This window comes from Pseudomonas schmalbachii, assembly GCF_017589465.1.
GTDB classification, from domain to species: domain Bacteria; phylum Pseudomonadota; class Gammaproteobacteria; order Pseudomonadales; family Pseudomonadaceae; genus Pseudomonas; species Pseudomonas schmalbachii.
In genome coordinates this window covers 550,284-565,362 of sequence record NZ_JAELYA010000002.1, presented here as the reverse complement: position 1 = coordinate 565,362, position 15,079 = coordinate 550,284, and the positions used below count along the sequence as shown (strand labels likewise).

Genomic DNA, 15,079 nt, shown 5'->3' with positions numbered 1-15,079 from the left:
AGCCAGCGTGGGATGCTAGTTCCGGTTGCGGTAGTGAAGCCCGACGCCGAATTTGCAATTTCGCTTCTCGATGCTGCCTTCTCGGAAGGGCCAGCACGCGGCTTCCTTCATGTCGTGGGTCTCGCCGACGATGGTGACTCGAACGCCTTTAGTCTGCTGGGGCTGTTCGGATTGGAAGCTGATAGCGGGCATGTACGACGGCACTACGTTATCTACGCCGCGAGGGGCGTAGTTGCGGTCGTTGAAGACGGTTTGCTTGGCGATCGGTATTGGCTGGTGTTGGTCGATCGACAACTTCTTGCCTGGATCGCTTCGATTTGCCACCTCTTCCACTATCTGGTCCCACTTGTCCTGTTCGTTGGCAGCTTCTGAGCGGCTGATCTGTGCGATAGGAGTGGAGTGTGGGATGTGTTTTTCCGCGAGGCTGCGGACGGTATTTTGGAGTAATGCTGAGCTACCGACGTAAAGCAGGCCAAGCGCAATGCAGGTGCCGATGATTCCGGGAACAGTCCATCTTTTGGCGGTGCGTCGCCATCCTTTCGTGCGTAGGTAAGCGGGTGCGTCGTCCCAATCTGCTTTCATTGTTGCCTTCACTCCTTTGAATTTCCCGACACCGTCGCTGCGACGGTAGTCGTTCTCCCTGTCTATCGAGCCAACCATGAGCGGCTTTCCTTGTCACCGCTCTTCCCCGTTGGGCGCGCCTCGTACAACTTTTGTTGTCTTCGCGATCAGGAGGCGTTGGTCTATCGTTACCTGAGTGATTCAGGATCGGCCCATTTTGCAAGTTCTTGAGCGTTTTCGACACTTCACCGGAAGCGACAGCGGAAGTCGAGGAAGAGCCTCGTAGATCAACATGGAAGGCAATCACGCCCGGTGGCGTGGCCGGGCTTCAAACCCGGTGGGGGACGGCAGCCGTTCCTGGGTGAGTTCGACTCTCACTGCCTTCCGCCATTTTCATTGCGAGCAAAGCCACTGGCAGCGCTACTCGTGGCTCAGTTGGCGTGCTGCTGCTCGTAGGTTGGCGCTGAACGGAGTGAAGCCCAACGATGGCGGTGTTGGGCTTCGCAAGCTCAGCGCCAACCTACGGTAGTTACTCCACCGGAAAATCGAAATACGTATCCGGCCACGGTTCGTTGCGCAGGGTGTAGTGCCACCACTCCGCTGAGTAGGCTTCGAAGCCATGCCGTTCCATCGCGCTCTTCAGCATTTCCCGGTTGCGCGCCTGTGCCGGGGAGATGAGCGGGGTGTCGTGGTGGGAGATGGGGCCGAAGAAGTCGAAGGGGCTGCCCATGTCCAGTTCCTGGCCGGTCGTTGCGTCGATCAGTGTCAGGTCGACCGTGCTGCCACGGGAGTGTCCGGAGTTCCTGGCGATGTAGCCCTTGCCGAACAGGGCGCTCTTGTCCAGGTCGGGGTAGAAGTGGCTTTTCATTCGCGTATCGGTCGGGTCCGACGCCCAGCGTCTGAAATGCTCCACGGCCCGGCGCGGGCGGTAGCCGTCGAAGATCTTCAGGTGCAGGTCTTTCCCTTCCAGCTCCTGTTCTGCTGCGGCGAGGGCGGTGGCGGCTTGTTGGCTGAGGATGATGCGTCCGCTCCGGTAGCCGTCGATGCGTTGGCCGACGAAGTTGTTGCCGTTGTGGTAGCGCGCGTCGTAGGTGGCGGTGTGCAGGACCTGGTCCAGGTAGACGAAGCCGGGGTGGGGGGAGTCGCTGCGGGTGACGCAGGCGGCCAGCAGTAGGAGCAGCAGCAGGGCCGGGCGGCGGATCATGCCTGGGTCAGTGGCGCAGGGCCTGGACGCCGTCGTCGTCCGGGTCGAAGGCGTCGAGGCGCATGCGTTCGGCGAAGGCGTCCAGCGCGGCCTGGCCGGTGAGGAGTTCGCTGCGCGCGGCCTGCCAGTCGTCCGGCTTCAGGCGGATCATCCAGCCTTCGCCGTAGCAGTCCTGGTTGATCAGGCCGGGGCGGCGCACCACGGCGTCGTTGCTCACCAGCAGTTCGCCGGCCAGCGGGCTGCGGGCTGCGGAGGCGGCCTTGGCGAATTCCACCACGCCGAAGCCGCGATCCTTGTCGATATGCCAGCCGTCGCGCTTGGGGGTGAAGGCGAATATCTGCCCGTACAGCGCGCAGCCATAGGCGGTGAGGCCGATGGTCAGGCTGCGGTCGCTTTCCGGGCGCAGCCAGAGGTTGTAGTCGGGGGCGTAGAGCAGCGTTTCCGGGAATTCCAGGCGGCCGATTTTCACAGTGTCAGCACCCGGTCGAATTCGAGGATCATCCGCGCCAGTTCGCCGCCGCTGGCGATTTCGTCGAGTTCGGTGATCAGCGTGCGTTCGTCGATGGCGATGCCCGGGGCGCGGCACATCAGCAGGCGCACGCCGGCTTCCTTGGCCTGCTGGATGAAGTGGCTGATCGGCTCGCCGCCATCCGCGGCATAGAGGTTTTCCACAACCTCGCGCTGGGCCAGGAGCATGCCTTCGCCGCTGAGGAACACGGTCACCTCGGCGTCCATGCAGGCGAGCAGGGTGGCGGTGTAGAAGGGCGCGGCGCAGCGGGCCGGGGTGCTCGGTCCGCTGTTGACGATGATCAGGACGCGCTTTTCAACTGCTTGGCTCAAGTGGCTTCTCCAGTTGCACCAGGGCGATCCGCCGGCCCTGCGGGTCGCTGCGCTCGACGATGCCGCACGGGCGATATCCCAGCCGAGTGTAGAGCAACAATCCGGCGCTGTTGGTGCAGAAGCAGGAGACTTTCATGCGCGGCGCCGCGTAGCGCTGCGCGGCGATGCGTTCCATCGCCTCGATGAGGTGGCGGGCCACGCCGTGCTGGCGCGCCCAGGGAGCGACCAGCATGTTGCCGAGGGCGCAGTATTCGCCGGGCTGCCACTGGTAGAAGTTGGCGAAGCCGGCGACGCGCCCGTCGAGCAGGGCGACGGTGCTTTCCCGGCGTTCGGCCACGGCGGCGGCGAGCTGGTCCAGCGTCAGTGGCCAGCGTGCCTTCGGGTAGGCGTAGTAGAGTTCGTCGCGGTCCTGGGGGAAGCCGATCACCTCGGCGAGGTCGCCGGCCTCGGCGGGGCGATGGGCGATATGGGGGTTATCCACAGGCGTTCCCTGTCAGTGTGGCGGGTATTGGGCGAGCACCTTCTGCACGGCTTCGCGGATGGCCGATTCGCGTTCGGTCGGGGTCGGTGCGTCGTTGTAGACGGTCTTTTCACCGCTGCCGCGCCAGACGAGCTTGCCGTCCTTGCCGTCGAGCAGGTCGACCTGGATGGTGGCGACCTTGTAGTAGACGGTGCGCGACTCGACGTACGGGGCGCCCCAGTAGCCGCCGCAGCAACCGCCCCAGTAGCCCCAGCCGCCGTAGTTGCTGGTGTACTGCTGCTGGCGCTGGTCGACGATCAGGTAGGCGCGGGCCTTGAGGTCTGCGGCGGAGCCGGATTGCGCCGGACGCAGGCCGCGCTGGTCGAGCTGGTCGGCGACCGCCTCGCGGATGCGTTGCTCGGTGATGTCGCTCTTGATCCGTGGATCGTCCGGACGGTACTCGAAGGCGGGTTGCGCCCAGGCCCAGGTACGGTACGCGGCGAAGTCGCGGCTTCTGTCGTAGTCACGGTCGAGGCTGATGGTTTCGCAGCCGACCAGGCCAAGAATCAGACCTAGAACCAACAAGCGGCGGAGCATGATCGCGATCCTCAGGACAGAGATACCATCGAAGCGCAGAGTCCCCGGCAGCGCAAGTGATTCTTATCAAGCGGACGGCTCTGGCATGCAGGTTCCTGTCCGGAAATATGGACAGTCGCCGCTCAGTATGGCGGGTAGCCGGCGAGGGCCTGCCGGGCCGCTTCGCGCAGCGCCGCGCCCTGCTCGCGCTGGCTGCCGCTGGCGTCGAATTCCGCGCTGCCGCTCCATACCCGCTGGCCGTTGCGTGCGTCCAGCAGGTCGATGCGCAGCACCCCGACCACCACGTTGTAGGTGCGGGTGACCGGGATCGCGGCGCCGTAGCCGTACCACGGGTCGTGCCAGCCGTAGTAGCCGTAGGAGGCGCTGTAGTAGTCGGTGACCTGGCGGGTGCGCTGCTCGTTGTGCGCCTCTGCGCTGACTTGCAGGTCGGGCGCGTTGCCGGGGCGCGCCGGGCGCAGGCCGAGCTGGTCGAGCTGCTGGCTGACGGCGTCCTGCAGCGGCGTGCCGTAGGTGCCGGCGACGTCAGCCGTGCCGCTCCAGTTCCACGAGCGGTACTGGCCATAGTCCAGCGGCGCTGCCGGGTAGCTGCCGGGATCGAGTGCCGGATTGGCGGCGGCTGCCGGCGCGGGCGGGTACGGCAGCGATTGCGCGGTGTAGGGGTTGCCAGCCTGGCAGGCGGCCAGGGCGAGGAAAAGCGGAAGCAGGATCGACTGACGCGGCATGGCAGGCTCCCGCACGCCGCCGGGTGCGACGTGCGACTTTCGATGATTCTGCGCCTAATCCCGCGGCCGGCACAGCCAGTGCAGATAGCGGCCGAGATTGGCGAAGGCCGGATGGCGGCGGTATTCCAGCTCCATCTCGATCAGGTCCAGCGGCTCGGCCTTGTTCTGGAATTCCACCGGCATGTAGTCGTGGAACACCCGCACGCCGCTGCGTTCCTCGATGCGCCAGGTGTCGGCCATGGCCGCTTCCAGATCGCGCGGATCGAGCGGCTGCTGCGGCGTCAGGCTCTGCCCTTCGCCGGCGAAACGGTGCTTGCGCAGCTTACGGAAATGCCCCTTCAGCAGGTTGCGGTAGATCAGCGCATCGCGGTTGTAGAAGGCCAGCGACAGCCAGCCGTCGCGGCGAGTGAGCTGGCGCAGCACCGGCAGGATCGCCTTGGGTTCGGCCAGCCATTCCAGCACGGCGTGGCAGAGCACCAGGTCGTAGGGCTCGTCGAGCTGGCCGAGCAGTTCCTGCCACGGCGCCTGGATGAAGGTGGCGTCATGGCCGGCCTCGGCGAAGCGCTGGCGGGCGCCTTCGAGCATCGGTGCGGCGGGCTCGGCGAGGGTCACCTGATGGCCGCGCCCGGCCAGCCAGAGGGACATGTGGCCGAGACCGGCGCCGACATCCAGCACCCGCAGCGGCCGTTCCGGCAGCGCTTCGGCGAGGTCGGCCTGGAGCACGGCGAGGCGGATCGCGCCCTTGGCGCCGCCGTAGATCTTCTCGGCGAAGCGTGTCGCCAGTTCGTCGAAATGCCTGTCGCTCATGTGCGGAACCGCCGTTCGCTGTCGGTCAGCTTGGCGCGGACCACCTGCTCCATGTCGATGCCCAGCTCGGAGCAGAGCAGCAGCAGATAAAGGACGATATCGCCGACCTCCTGGCCGGCGTGGTCCAACTGGTCGGGCGGCAGCCGGCGCGATTCGTCCTCGCCCAGCCATTGGAAGATTTCCACCAGCTCGGCCATTTCCACGCTGGCGGCCATCGCCAGGTTCTTCGGGCTGTGGAAACGCTTCCAGTCGTTGTGATCGCGGATCGCGTGCAGGCGGGCGGTGAGTTCGCTGAGGTTCATCGATGGGCTCCTGTGCTGCCGCATAGCTTCGGCCTTCGAGGGGCGGGCATCAAGGGCGGAAGTGCGCCAGCCTGCAGACGATTCCTACTTTCACAGGGATAGTTTCTTGAGCGGAGTTCGGATAGATGCCTAAGATTAGTGACCTCATGGATAACAAGAAAAAAACGCCATGTGCAATCCGATCGATGCTGTAACGCCGGCGCTTTCTGCGCACGGCGCCCGGGGGAGAATTGCCGGCGAGGACGCAGCCACGCAGTCCGATTCGCCGGAGCTGGTGCGGGAAGTGCGGCGGCTGATCGCCGAGCTGCTGCTGGATGGCGATGTCACGCTCGAACGCGTCGCCGCGCGCCTCGGCATGCCGGTGCGACGCCTGCGCGACCGGCTGGAGGCGGCCGGCGTGCGCTTCAATGAACTGCTCGCCGACTACCGCGCGCAACTGGCCAAGGAACTGCTGCTGCAGACCGACGAAAGCATCCAGGCGATCGTCGAGCGTACTGGCTTCTCCGAGCCGAGCACCTTCTACCGGGCGTTCAAGCGCTGGGTGGGGGAGACGCCGGTGGCGTTCAGGAAGCGCGGCAGGCCTCTGGTTCAGCTTGGCGCCGGCCCGCGCTGACCAATGGCGGTGGCCAATGTGTGACCACCACCGCGAATCGGCAATCCAATACCCGAGGCGGCTTGCGGCCGCCTCGCGATGTAAGCAACTCCGTGACTTCGGGCGGCGCCGTGCACGCGGTGCCGCCTTTTTTTGTGTTGGTGGACGGAGCACGAGGTAGGGCGGGTGAAACCCGCCACAATGCGGCGCCAATGGCGGGTTGCACCCGCCCTACAGATTTAAGCCATGCCCGCGAAAAACCTCTGCCGTTTGTCAGCGGTCTGCCCCGCATCGGTCCCGTACCGGCATGCTTCCTATACTGGATGGATCACCTTTCCCCGGGCGCCGACCATGTCTGTACAGAGCATCCGCCCGGCCGCTGTCGCCGGACTTTTCTATCCCTCCGATCCCCATCAGCTCTCCGCGCAACTGCACGAGATGCTGGAGCGCGCCGCCGTTCCCGCGGGTGTGCCGCCGAAGGCACTGATCGTGCCCCATGCCGGCTACATCTATTCCGGGCCGATCGCCGCGCATGGCTATGCGCAGCTCGCGCCGCTGCGCCAGGTGGTGCGGCGTGTCGTGCTGCTCGGGCCCAGTCATCGCGTGGCCTTCCAGGGTGTGGCGTTGCCGGCTGCCGAGGCCTTCGACACGCCGCTCGGCAGGGTGCAGGTGGACGTCGAGGCTGTCGCCACGCTGGCGCAGATGCCCAGCGTGCTGGTCGATGATCGCGCCCACAGCGCCGAGCATGCGCTGGAGGTGCAACTGCCGTTCCTGCAGACGGTGCTGGAGGATTTCCGCATCGTCCCGCTGACCCTCGGCATGGTCGAGCCGGCGCTGGTTTCCCGGTTGCTGGACGTCCTCTGGGGCGGGGTGGAGACGCTGATCGTGGTCAGTTCCGACCTGTCGCACTATCTGGATTACCGCCACGCCAGGCTGACCGACGCGGACAGCGCCGAGCATGTCCTGCGCCTGCACGCCGATCTCGATCACGAGCAGGCCTGTGGCGCCACCGGCATCAATGCGCTGCTGCTCAGCGCGCGCCGCCGCCAGTTGACCCCGCACCTGCTCGACCTGCGCAACTCCGGCGACACCGCCGGCGACCACTCGCGGGTGGTCGGCTATGCCTCTTTCAGCTTTATCGAAGCCGCGCCCGGCGAGCCGGAGCAGGTGGATTTCGACAGCCAGGCGCTGGGCCGCGCGCTGCTCAGCCAGGCGCGCGACTCCATCGATGAATTCCTCGGCCTGCCGTGCCGGGACGAGCCACTGGAGCACCCGCTGCTGGACGAGCCCGGCGCCTGCTTCGTGACCCTGCGCATCGACGGCGAGCTGCGCGGCTGCATCGGCCAGTTGCAGCCGGAACACCCGCTGCGCCATACCGTGCGCGCCAACGCCCGGGCAGCGGCGTCCCAGGACCCGCGCTTCCCGCCGCTGAGCCTGGTGGAGTGGGCGGACATCACGCTGGACGTGTCGGTGCTCAGCCCGGTGCAGTTCCACGCCTGTCCCGACCTGGACAGCGCGCTGGCGCTGATCGAGGCCGGCGTCGATGGCGTGGTGCTGGAGGGCGGCGGCTGCCGCTCGACCTTCCTGCCGCAGGTCTGGCGGCAACTGCCCAACCCCCACGACTTCCTCCTGCACCTGCTGAGCAAGGCTGGTCTGGACGTGTGGCCGGACGATATGCGGCTGGGCCGCTACCGCGTTTGGGAGCATCATGAAACAGGTGACAGCCCGTAGGTGAGCCGCCCGCGCCCGGGCGGTGAGAGGTGCGACATGAGCTATCCCGGCCGTTGGTGGCATGCATTGGAGGATGGCCGCATCCAGTGCGATCTCTGTCCGCGCGAGTGCAAGCTGCATGACGAACAGCGTGGCGCCTGCTTCGTGCGTCAGCGCGAGGGCGGGCAGATCGTCCTGACGACTTACGGACGCAGTTCCGGCTTCTGCATCGACCCCATCGAAAAGAAACCGCTCAACCACTACCTGCCGGGCTCCAGCGTGCTGTCGTTCGGCACCGCCGGTTGCAACCTGGCGTGCAAGTTCTGCCAGAACTGGGATATCTCCAAGTCGCGCGACATGGACCGCCTGATGGATTCCGCCGAGCCGGCCACCATCGCCCGCGCGGCCATCGAGACCGGCGCGGCCAGCGTCGCCTTCACCTACAACGACCCGGTGATCTTCGCCGAGTACGCCATCGACATCGCCGCCGAATGCCGGCGGGTCGGCGTGCACAGCGTGGCGGTCACCGCCGGCTACATCGGCCAGTGCGCCCGCGAGGAGTTCTACGCGGCGATGGATGCGGCCAACGTCGACCTCAAGGGCTTCACCGAGGAGTTCTACACGAAGTACTGCGGCGCGCACCTGGCGCCGGTGCTCGACACGCTGGGCTTCATCTACCACGACACCGACACCTGGCTGGAGATCACCACCCTGCTGATCCCCGAGGCCAACGACAGCGACGCTGAGATCACCGCGTTGTCGCGCTGGGTGGCGCGGGAGCTGTCGCCGGAAGTGCCGCTGCACTTCACCGCCTTCCACCCGGACTTCAAGCTCACCGACCGCCGGCACACGCCGCACCAGACGCTGCTGCGCGCACGGAGCATCGCCCTCGCCGAAGGACTGCGGCATGTGTACGTGGGCAACGTGCGCGACCTGGAAGGGGCGACCACCTACTGCACGCATTGCAGTGCGCCGCTGATCGTCCGCGACTACTACGCGATTCTCGACTACCGGCTGACCGAGGATGGCTGCTGCCCGGATTGCGGCACTCCATTGGTCGGCCACTTCGCCCGCAGCGCCGGGCATTTCGGCAATCGGCGCATTCCGGTAAGGCTGGCGTCGTAGGTTGGTGCTTTCTGTAGGAGCCAGCTTGCTGGCGATCCGGACTCACCGGCAAGCACAGAGCCGCCGGCTGACATGGCTGATCGCCGCCGTAGGGCGGGTGCAACCCGCCATATATGTATGAGCGCGTCCTGTGGCGGGTTTCACCCGCCCTACGATTTGTGATCGCCTCAAGGCAAAGTGTTCCGCTCCCTTGCACCCTGACTGTGCCTAACCCTCGCCGCAGACGGCTCCTAGAATGATCGGTCCCGCTTTCCTGCCGAGTCCGTCCCATGTCTTCCCCCGCGCGCGTCTCGCTGACGCTGATCGCCTCCTTCTTCGCCCTCTATTTCATCTGGGGCTCGACCTACCTGGTGATCCGCATCGGCGTCGAGTCCTGGCCGCCGATGCTGATGGCCGGCTGCCGCTTCCTGATCGCCGGGGCGATCATGTTCGGCTGGATGCTCTGGCGCGGCGCGCCCCTGCCCACCGCGCGCGAGTGGGTGTGCGGCGGGATCATCGGCATTCTCCTGCTCAGCTGCGGCAATGGCGGCGTCACCGTCGCCGAGCACTGGGGCGTGGCCTCCGGCGTCGCGGCGCTGGCGATTGCCACGGTGCCGCTGTTCACCCTGCTGTTCGGCATGCTCTTCGGCCAGCGCAACACCCTGCTGGAATGGGCGGGGATCGGCCTCGGGCTGGTCGGCATCGTCCTGCTCAACCTCGGCTCCAACCTGCAGGGCAGTCCGGCGGGGGCGGCGTTGATCCTCTTCGCTGCCGCCGCCTGGGCCTTCGGGTCGGTGTGGAGCCGGCGCCTGCCGCTGCCGGCCGGGCCGATGGCCAGTGCGGTGGAAATGCTGGTCGGCGGCGCCGCGCTGCTGCTCGGCAGCCTGTCCAGCGGCGAGCGCATGACCGAACTGCCGACCGCCGCCGGCTGGGGCGCGCTGGCCTATCTGGTGGTGTTCGGCTCGATCATCGCCTTCAGCGCCTACATGTACCTGCTCGACCACGTGCGCCCGGCGGCGGCCACCAGCTATGCCTACGTCAACCCGGCGGTGGCGGTGTTGCTCGGGGTGGTGTTTGCCGGCGAGCACGTCGGCATGGCGGAAGCGGCGGCGATGGCGGTGATCATCGGCGCGGTGGTGTTGATCGGCCTGCCGCAGTGGCGAGGCGGGAAGGTGGCCGAAGCGGAACCGCAAAGCACATAAATTAATTCCTAAAAATTATTTATTTTAAGTTTTTTATACCTGTAATCTTCGCTTTACCGGACCACCGGACATTTCTCTCCAGCATTTTGTCCAGTGGTCCGTCCTTGCTCCCGCAGGCGGCCCAGCCCCCAAAGGAGTACAGCATGAAACGCACCTTCTCCCCGCGCCGGCTGCTGGCCGCGCTGACCCTCGCCGGTATCGCCGGTGTCGCCCAGGCCGACATCACCCTCGGCTACCAGACCGGCATCGACCCGACCAAGGTTCCCCAGGCCGACGGCACCTATGAAAAGGCCATCGGCGAAAAACTCGACTGGCGCCGTTTCAACAGCGGTCCGGAAGTGATCGCGGCCATCGCCTCCGGCGACGTGCAGCTCGGCAATATCGGCTCCAGCCCGCTGGCCGCCGCCACTTCGCGCGGACTGCCGATCGTCGCCTTCATCGTCTCCGCGCAGATCAACGCCGCCGAGGCTCTGGTGGTGCGCAACGGCAGCAAGATCGACAAGCCAGAGGACCTGGTCGGCAAGACCATCGCCACGCCCTTCGTGTCCACCTCGCACTACAGCCTGCTGGGCGCGCTGAAGCATTGGAAAATCGATCCAGCCAAGGTGAAGATCGTCAACCTCAACCCCAGCGAGATCGCCGCCGCCTGGCGTCGCGGCGACATCGACGGCGCCTTCGTCTGGTCGCCGGCCCTCGGCGAAATCAAGAAGAGTGGCAAGGTCCTGACCGATGCGGCGGAAGTCGGCCAGTGGGGCGCGCCGACCTTCGAAGTCTGGGTAGCGCGCAAGGACTTCGCCGAGAAGCACCCGGAAGTCATCGCCAAGTTCGCCAAGGTCAGCCTGGATTCCTTCGCCGACTACAACGCGCACAAGGCCGAGTGGACCGCCGATTCCGAACAGGTGAAGAAGATCGCCCGGCTGACCGGCGCCGATCCGAAGGATGTGCCTGAACTGCTCGCCGGCTCGGCCTTCCCCGAAACGAAGGAACAGCTTTCCAGCGCGCTGCTCGGCGGCGGCACGGCGAAGGATATCGCCGGCACTGCGGCGTTCCTCAAGGAGCAGAAGCGTGTGCCCACCGTTCTCGGCGATTACTCGCCGTATGTCAGCGCGGAGTATGTGCGGCAGGCGGAGTCGGTGCAGGTGGGGCAACGCTGAGTTCGGTTTCCCCTCACCCTAACCCTCTCCCGGAGGGAGAGGGGACTGGCACGGCGTTGCCGGTAAGACCGTAGGGTGGATGGCGCTCTTCCATCCACCATTGCGCGGCCGCCTGCGCGGCCATGGTGGATCGATGGAGCGTGATCCACCCTACGCCCGCCCCGGCCCATTGGAGCGATTTCCCGAGTTTCTTCTCACCCTGCGGAGGGCAGAATCATGAGCCGTTTGACGGCCGAGGGGGTCAGCCTCTCATTCCAGCAGCATGGCCGCACCCGCCAGGTGCTGCGCGACCTGAACCTGAGCCTGGCCAAGGGCGAGTCGCTGGTGGTGCTTGGGCCGTCCGGCTGCGGCAAGTCCAGCCTGCTCAATGTGCTGGCCGGGTTCCAGGCGCCGGACAGCGGCCGCGTGCAGATCGATGGCCGCACCCTCGAAGGCCCCGGTGGCGAGCGCGGTGTGGTGTTCCAGGACGACGCCCTGATGCCGTGGCTGAGCGCGCTGGAGAACGTCGCCCTCGGCCTGCGCATTCGCGGCCTGGGCAAGGCCGAACGCGAGGCGCGGGCGCGTGAAGTGCTGGAACTGGTTGGTCTGCAGGAGCACACCGACTACCGCATTTCCCAGCTTTCCGGCGGTCAGCGCCAGCGTCTCGGGCTGGCCCGCGCGCTGGCGGTGGAGCCGGATTTCCTCCTGCTCGACGAACCCTTCGGCGCCCTCGATGCGCTGACCCGCGAGCGCATGCAGGTGCTCACCCTCGACCTCTGGCGCAAGACCGGCAAGGGGTTGTTCCTGATTACCCACAGCGTCGACGAGGCGCTGTTCCTCGCCACCGACCTGCTGGTGATGGACGGCCCGCCGGCGCGCATCGTCCGCCGCCTGTCGCTGGACTTCGCGCGGCGTTATGCGGCCGGCGAGCCGGTGCGCTCGATCAAGGCCGATCCTGAATTCGCTCGTTTGCGCCAGGAGCTGCTTGACGAGTTCCTTGAAGAACCGGAGGCCGAAAATGCCCACTGAAGCGCTCGCCGCAAAACTCCCGCCGGCCGTTCGCAAACCGCGTCCCACCGGCATCGACCAGCGCTGGGCCGCCGCGGGCTCGCTGGTCGGCCTGCTCGTCCTGTGGTGGCTGGCAACTCACCTGGGCTGGGTCGACACCCTGTTCCTGCCGGCTCCCGAACAACTCTTCGAGGCCCTGCAGCGCCTGCGCGCCGAAGGCTACGTCGACGCCAGCCTGTGGCAGCACATCGGCACCAGCCTGCTGCGCGTGCTGCTGGCGCTGGGCGCGGCGGTGCTGACGGCGATTCCGCTGGGCGTGCTGATGGGCCTGAATCCGCTGGTTGGCGCGGCGTTCGATCCGCTGGTGGAGTTCTACCGGCCGATTCCGCCACTGGCCTACCTGCCGCTGATCGTCATCTGGTTCGGCATCGGCGAGCTGTCCAAGGTGCTGCTGATCTATCTGGCGCTGTTCGCCCCGCTGCTGATCGCCACTGCCGCCGGCGTGCGCCGTGTGGACAAGTCGCGCATCCAGGCGGTGCGCTGCCTCGGCGCCAACCGCTGGCAGGTGGTGCGCCACGTGGTGCTGCCCAGCGCGCTGCCGGAAGTCCTGACCGGCCTGCGTATCGCCCTCGGCGTCGGCTGGTCAACCCTGGTCGCCGCCGAACTGATCGCCGCCAATCGCGGCCTCGGCTTCATGGTGCAGTCCGCCGCACAGTTCCTTGCCACCGATGTGGTGGTGCTGGGGATTCTGCTGATCGCGGGGATTGCGCTGGCGTTCGAGGTGGGATTGCGGTGGGTGCAGAAGAGGTTTGCATCGTGGGAGTGAGGGCATGCGTAGGTTGGCGCTGAGCGCAGCGAAGCCCAACGATCAGCAGCGCCGGGGAGAGATGTTGGGCTTCGCAAGCTCAGCACCAACCTACGGGATTGGAAGCCCCTCACCCTAACCCTCTCCCGGAGGGAGAGGGGACTGGAATGACGTGGCCGGGTGCCATTGATTCCAGCCGGCACCATTCAACCCCCTCTCCCTCCGGGAGAGGGCAGGGGTGAGGGAACGGCCTACACCCGAATCCAGAACGAGAAAACGAAATGACCAACCTCACCATCGAACCCCTCAGCCCCGCCCTCGGCGCCGTGGTTTCCGGCATCGACCTGAGCCAGCCCATCGACGAGAAACAGCAGCACGCCCTCGAACAGGCCCTGCTGCAGCATCAGGTGCTGTTCTTCCGCAACCAGCCGCTGCAACCTCAGCAACAGGCGGCCTTCGCCGCGCGCTTTGGCGATCTGCATATCCATCCGATCTACCCCAGCGTGCCGGAACAGCGCGAGGTGATCGTGCTCGACACGGCGGTCACCGACATGCGCGACAACGCCATCTGGCACACCGACGTGACCTTCCTGGAAACCCCGGCCCTCGGTGCGGTGCTGGCCGCCAAGCAGGTGCCGGCGTATGGCGGCGATACCCTCTGGGCCAGCGGCATCGCCGCCTTCGAGGCGCTGTCGAAGCCGTTGCAGACGCTGCTCGACGGGCTCACCGCGACCCACGACATCGGCAAATCCTTCCCGCAGGAACGCTTCGGCGCCACCGACGCCGACCTCGCGCGGCTGGAGCAGGCGCGCCGCGATCATCCGCCACGCGTGCACCCGGTGGTGCGCACCCATCCGGTCACCGGGCGCAAGGCGCTGTTCGTCAACGATGGCTTCACCCTCCGCATCAACGAACTGGAACCAGCGGAAAGCCGCGCGCTGCTGAATCTGCTGTTCGCCCACGCCAGCCGTCCGGAGTTCACCGTGCGCTGGCGCTGGCAGGCCAACGACGTGGCGTTTTGGGACAACCGCGTGACCCAGCACTACGCCACCGACGACTACCGCCCGCAGCGGCGGGTGATGCACAGGGCAACCATCCTCGGCGACAGGCCGTTCTGACACGCTCCGCCTTGAACGGCTTTTTCTGACAGTTTTTTCGCCCCGGTCAGCGGCTACGTTCCGATCGCGTCAACTTTTGCTAAGGTGCGATGAGAGCAGGAGTTTTCGTGATCGAACTGCCAGGGACCGACGTGTGAAGAGCATCTTTCAACTGTCTGAACAGCATCGCGCCGTACTGATGAGCAACCCCTGGTTCGCCGGCCTGCCGGAGGAGTTGCGCGAGGACATCATGGCGCGCGGGCAACTGCGCACGCTGATGCCCGACGAGTGCCTGTGCCGTCGCGGCGAGGACCCGAAGGGCTGGTATGCCGTACTGGAAGGCGCCATTCGCCTGAGCTCCGTGTCCTGCGAGGGGCAGGAGAGCGTGATGCATTTCTACGACCCGGGCAGTTGGCTCGGTGACCTGGCGATGATCGACGGACTGCCGCGCGCCTATGACTCCTACGCCCACCTGCCCAGCGTGCTGCTGCAGATCAGGCTTGCGGATTTCGTCGAGCTGCAGCAACGGCATCCGGTCTTCAGGCAGCAACTGCTGGAACTGCAATGCCGGCGCGTGCGCTACCTGCTGTCGATCTACGAAGCGGCCAGCACCCAGGCGCTGGAAAAACGCCTCGCCAGCCGCCTGCTGATCCTCGCCCTGGGCTTCGGTTCGAACACGTCCGACGGGGTCGTCAGCATCGCACTGCATCTGCCGCAGGAAACCCTGGCGCAGTTGCTCGGCGCGTCGCGCCAGCGCATCAACCAGGTGCTCAAACAGTGGGAGGCGGATGGGATGATCGAGCAGAAATACGGGCGCATCACGCTGCTCGACAAACCCCGGCTGGAACGACTGGCGGAGGAGTGCGAGCGGCCGCTCAGGGAGTTCGGCTACGACGTGCCCTTCGGCTCGGCGCGGCAGTTCATCTGAGGGCGGC

The 15,079-nt window shown here is 66.3% G+C and carries 17 protein-coding genes, 1 tRNA gene and 1 pseudogene; 10 read left to right on the top strand and 9 right to left on the bottom strand.

Features of this window, described 5'->3' with window-relative positions:
• Positions 1-15: 15 nt before the first annotated feature.
• Positions 16-660, bottom strand: a complete 645-nt coding sequence (locus JFY56_RS08065) for a hypothetical protein (protein WP_208313012.1) — start codon at positions 658-660, stop codon at positions 16-18.
• 195 nt (positions 661-855) lie between these two features.
• On the opposite strand from JFY56_RS08065, the gene JFY56_RS08060 reads away from it, so the two are divergent.
• Positions 856-951: transfer RNA gene (locus tag JFY56_RS08060), tRNA-Sec, on the top strand.
• 139 nt (positions 952-1,090) lie between these two features.
• Here the strand turns inward: JFY56_RS08060 and JFY56_RS08055 are convergent.
• The 8 genes from JFY56_RS08055 to JFY56_RS08020 all read right to left on the bottom strand — a co-directional run bounded on the left by JFY56_RS08055 (position 1,091) and on the right by JFY56_RS08020 (position 5,493).
• Positions 1,091-1,765: a M15 family metallopeptidase gene (locus tag JFY56_RS08055; protein WP_208313011.1), complete on the bottom strand. Its 675-nt coding sequence runs from the start codon at positions 1,763-1,765 to the stop codon at positions 1,091-1,093.
• A gap of 7 nt (positions 1,766-1,772) precedes the next feature.
• Positions 1,773-2,234: a glycine cleavage system protein H gene (locus JFY56_RS08050; RefSeq protein ID WP_208313010.1), complete on the bottom strand. Its 462-nt coding sequence runs from the start codon at positions 2,232-2,234 to the stop codon at positions 1,773-1,775.
• Positions 2,231-2,605, bottom strand: coding sequence for a DsrE family protein (locus tag JFY56_RS08045; protein ID WP_208313009.1), 375 nt, complete (start codon positions 2,603-2,605; stop codon positions 2,231-2,233). Before JFY56_RS08045 ends, JFY56_RS08050 begins: the two co-directional genes overlap by 4 nt.
• Complete coding sequence (locus JFY56_RS08040) at positions 2,589-3,086, bottom strand: GNAT family N-acetyltransferase (protein WP_208313008.1); 498 nt, start codon at positions 3,084-3,086, stop codon at positions 2,589-2,591. The genes JFY56_RS08045 and JFY56_RS08040 overlap by 17 nt, the downstream gene beginning before the upstream one ends.
• 12 nt (positions 3,087-3,098) lie before the next feature.
• Positions 3,099-3,662: a DUF4136 domain-containing protein gene (locus tag JFY56_RS08035; RefSeq protein WP_208313007.1), complete on the bottom strand. Its 564-nt coding sequence runs from the start codon at positions 3,660-3,662 to the stop codon at positions 3,099-3,101.
• A 122-nt stretch (positions 3,663-3,784) separates the two neighbouring features.
• Positions 3,785-4,384 carry a DUF4136 domain-containing protein gene (locus JFY56_RS08030; RefSeq protein WP_208313006.1) on the bottom strand — a complete coding sequence of 200 codons (600 nt, stop codon included), beginning with the start codon at positions 4,382-4,384 and terminating at the stop codon, positions 3,785-3,787.
• 54 nt (positions 4,385-4,438) lie between these two features.
• Positions 4,439-5,191 carry a methyltransferase domain-containing protein gene (locus JFY56_RS08025; protein ID WP_208313005.1) on the bottom strand — a complete coding sequence of 251 codons (753 nt, stop codon included), beginning with the start codon at positions 5,189-5,191 and terminating at the stop codon, positions 4,439-4,441.
• Entirely contained in the window at positions 5,188-5,493 is a 306-nt protein-coding gene (locus tag JFY56_RS08020) for a nucleotide pyrophosphohydrolase (protein ID WP_208313004.1), read from the bottom strand. The genes JFY56_RS08025 and JFY56_RS08020 overlap by 4 nt, the downstream gene beginning before the upstream one ends.
• 268 nt (positions 5,494-5,761) lie before the next feature.
• Here JFY56_RS08020 and JFY56_RS08015 point away from each other — a divergent pair.
• From JFY56_RS08015 to JFY56_RS07975, 9 genes and pseudogenes are all read left to right on the top strand, one after another.
• Positions 5,762-6,106, top strand: a pseudogene (locus JFY56_RS08015) (helix-turn-helix transcriptional regulator); the annotation flags it as partial.
• 330 nt (positions 6,107-6,436) lie between these two features.
• Positions 6,437-7,816, top strand: a complete 1,380-nt coding sequence (amrB, locus tag JFY56_RS08010; RefSeq protein ID WP_208313002.1) for an AmmeMemoRadiSam system protein B — start codon at positions 6,437-6,439, stop codon at positions 7,814-7,816.
• 36 nt (positions 7,817-7,852) lie between these two features.
• Positions 7,853-8,920 (top strand): AmmeMemoRadiSam system radical SAM enzyme, encoded by a 1,068-nt coding sequence (gene amrS / locus JFY56_RS08005; RefSeq protein ID WP_208313001.1) that lies wholly within the window; start codon positions 7,853-7,855, stop codon positions 8,918-8,920.
• Between the two features lie 269 nt (positions 8,921-9,189).
• Entirely contained in the window at positions 9,190-10,101 is a 912-nt protein-coding gene (yedA, locus tag JFY56_RS08000; RefSeq protein ID WP_208313000.1) for a drug/metabolite exporter YedA, read from the top strand.
• 143 nt (positions 10,102-10,244) lie between these two features.
• Entirely contained in the window at positions 10,245-11,255 is a 1,011-nt protein-coding gene (tauA, locus tag JFY56_RS07995; RefSeq protein ID WP_208312999.1) for a taurine ABC transporter substrate-binding protein, read from the top strand.
• A 216-nt stretch (positions 11,256-11,471) separates the two neighbouring features.
• Entirely contained in the window at positions 11,472-12,263 is a 792-nt protein-coding gene (locus JFY56_RS07990) for a taurine ABC transporter ATP-binding protein (RefSeq protein ID WP_208312998.1), read from the top strand.
• Positions 12,253-13,068: an ABC transporter permease subunit gene (locus JFY56_RS07985; protein WP_208312997.1), complete on the top strand. Its 816-nt coding sequence runs from the start codon at positions 12,253-12,255 to the stop codon at positions 13,066-13,068. Before JFY56_RS07990 ends, JFY56_RS07985 begins: the two co-directional genes overlap by 11 nt.
• 260 nt (positions 13,069-13,328) lie before the next feature.
• Complete coding sequence (gene tauD / locus JFY56_RS07980) at positions 13,329-14,165, top strand: taurine dioxygenase (protein WP_208312996.1); 837 nt, start codon at positions 13,329-13,331, stop codon at positions 14,163-14,165.
• Positions 14,166-14,298: 133 nt separating this feature from the next.
• The gene (locus JFY56_RS07975; protein ID WP_208312995.1) at positions 14,299-15,072 is read left to right on the top strand and encodes a Crp/Fnr family transcriptional regulator; all 774 of its coding nucleotides are present in this window, start codon (positions 14,299-14,301) and stop codon (positions 15,070-15,072) included.
• The last annotated feature ends 7 nt before the right edge of the window (positions 15,073-15,079 follow it).

Bases quoted from the DNA above. Each gene is read 5' to 3' on its own strand.
- JFY56_RS08065 (WP_208313012.1), bottom strand. From the start codon at position 660: ATGGTTGGCTCGATAGACAGGGAGAACGACTACCGTCGCAGCGACGGT.
- JFY56_RS08055 (WP_208313011.1), bottom strand. From the start codon at position 1,765: ATGATCCGCCGCCCGGCCCTGCTGCTGCTCCTACTGCTGGCCGCCTGC.
- JFY56_RS08035 (WP_208313007.1), bottom strand. From the start codon at position 3,662: ATGCTCCGCCGCTTGTTGGTTCTAGGTCTGATTCTTGGCCTGGTCGGC.
- JFY56_RS08030 (WP_208313006.1), bottom strand. From the start codon at position 4,384: ATGCCGCGTCAGTCGATCCTGCTTCCGCTTTTCCTCGCCCTGGCCGCC.
- JFY56_RS08025 (WP_208313005.1), bottom strand. From the start codon at position 5,191: ATGAGCGACAGGCATTTCGACGAACTGGCGACACGCTTCGCCGAGAAG.
- JFY56_RS08020 (WP_208313004.1), bottom strand. From the start codon at position 5,493: ATGAACCTCAGCGAACTCACCGCCCGCCTGCACGCGATCCGCGATCAC.
- amrB (WP_208313002.1), top strand. From the start codon at position 6,437: ATGTCTGTACAGAGCATCCGCCCGGCCGCTGTCGCCGGACTTTTCTAT.
- amrS (WP_208313001.1), top strand. From the start codon at position 7,853: ATGAGCTATCCCGGCCGTTGGTGGCATGCATTGGAGGATGGCCGCATC.
- yedA (WP_208313000.1), top strand. From the start codon at position 9,190: ATGTCTTCCCCCGCGCGCGTCTCGCTGACGCTGATCGCCTCCTTCTTC.
- tauA (WP_208312999.1), top strand. From the start codon at position 10,245: ATGAAACGCACCTTCTCCCCGCGCCGGCTGCTGGCCGCGCTGACCCTC.
- JFY56_RS07990 (WP_208312998.1), top strand. From the start codon at position 11,472: ATGAGCCGTTTGACGGCCGAGGGGGTCAGCCTCTCATTCCAGCAGCAT.
- JFY56_RS07985 (WP_208312997.1), top strand. From the start codon at position 12,253: ATGCCCACTGAAGCGCTCGCCGCAAAACTCCCGCCGGCCGTTCGCAAA.
- tauD (WP_208312996.1), top strand. From the start codon at position 13,329: ATGACCAACCTCACCATCGAACCCCTCAGCCCCGCCCTCGGCGCCGTG.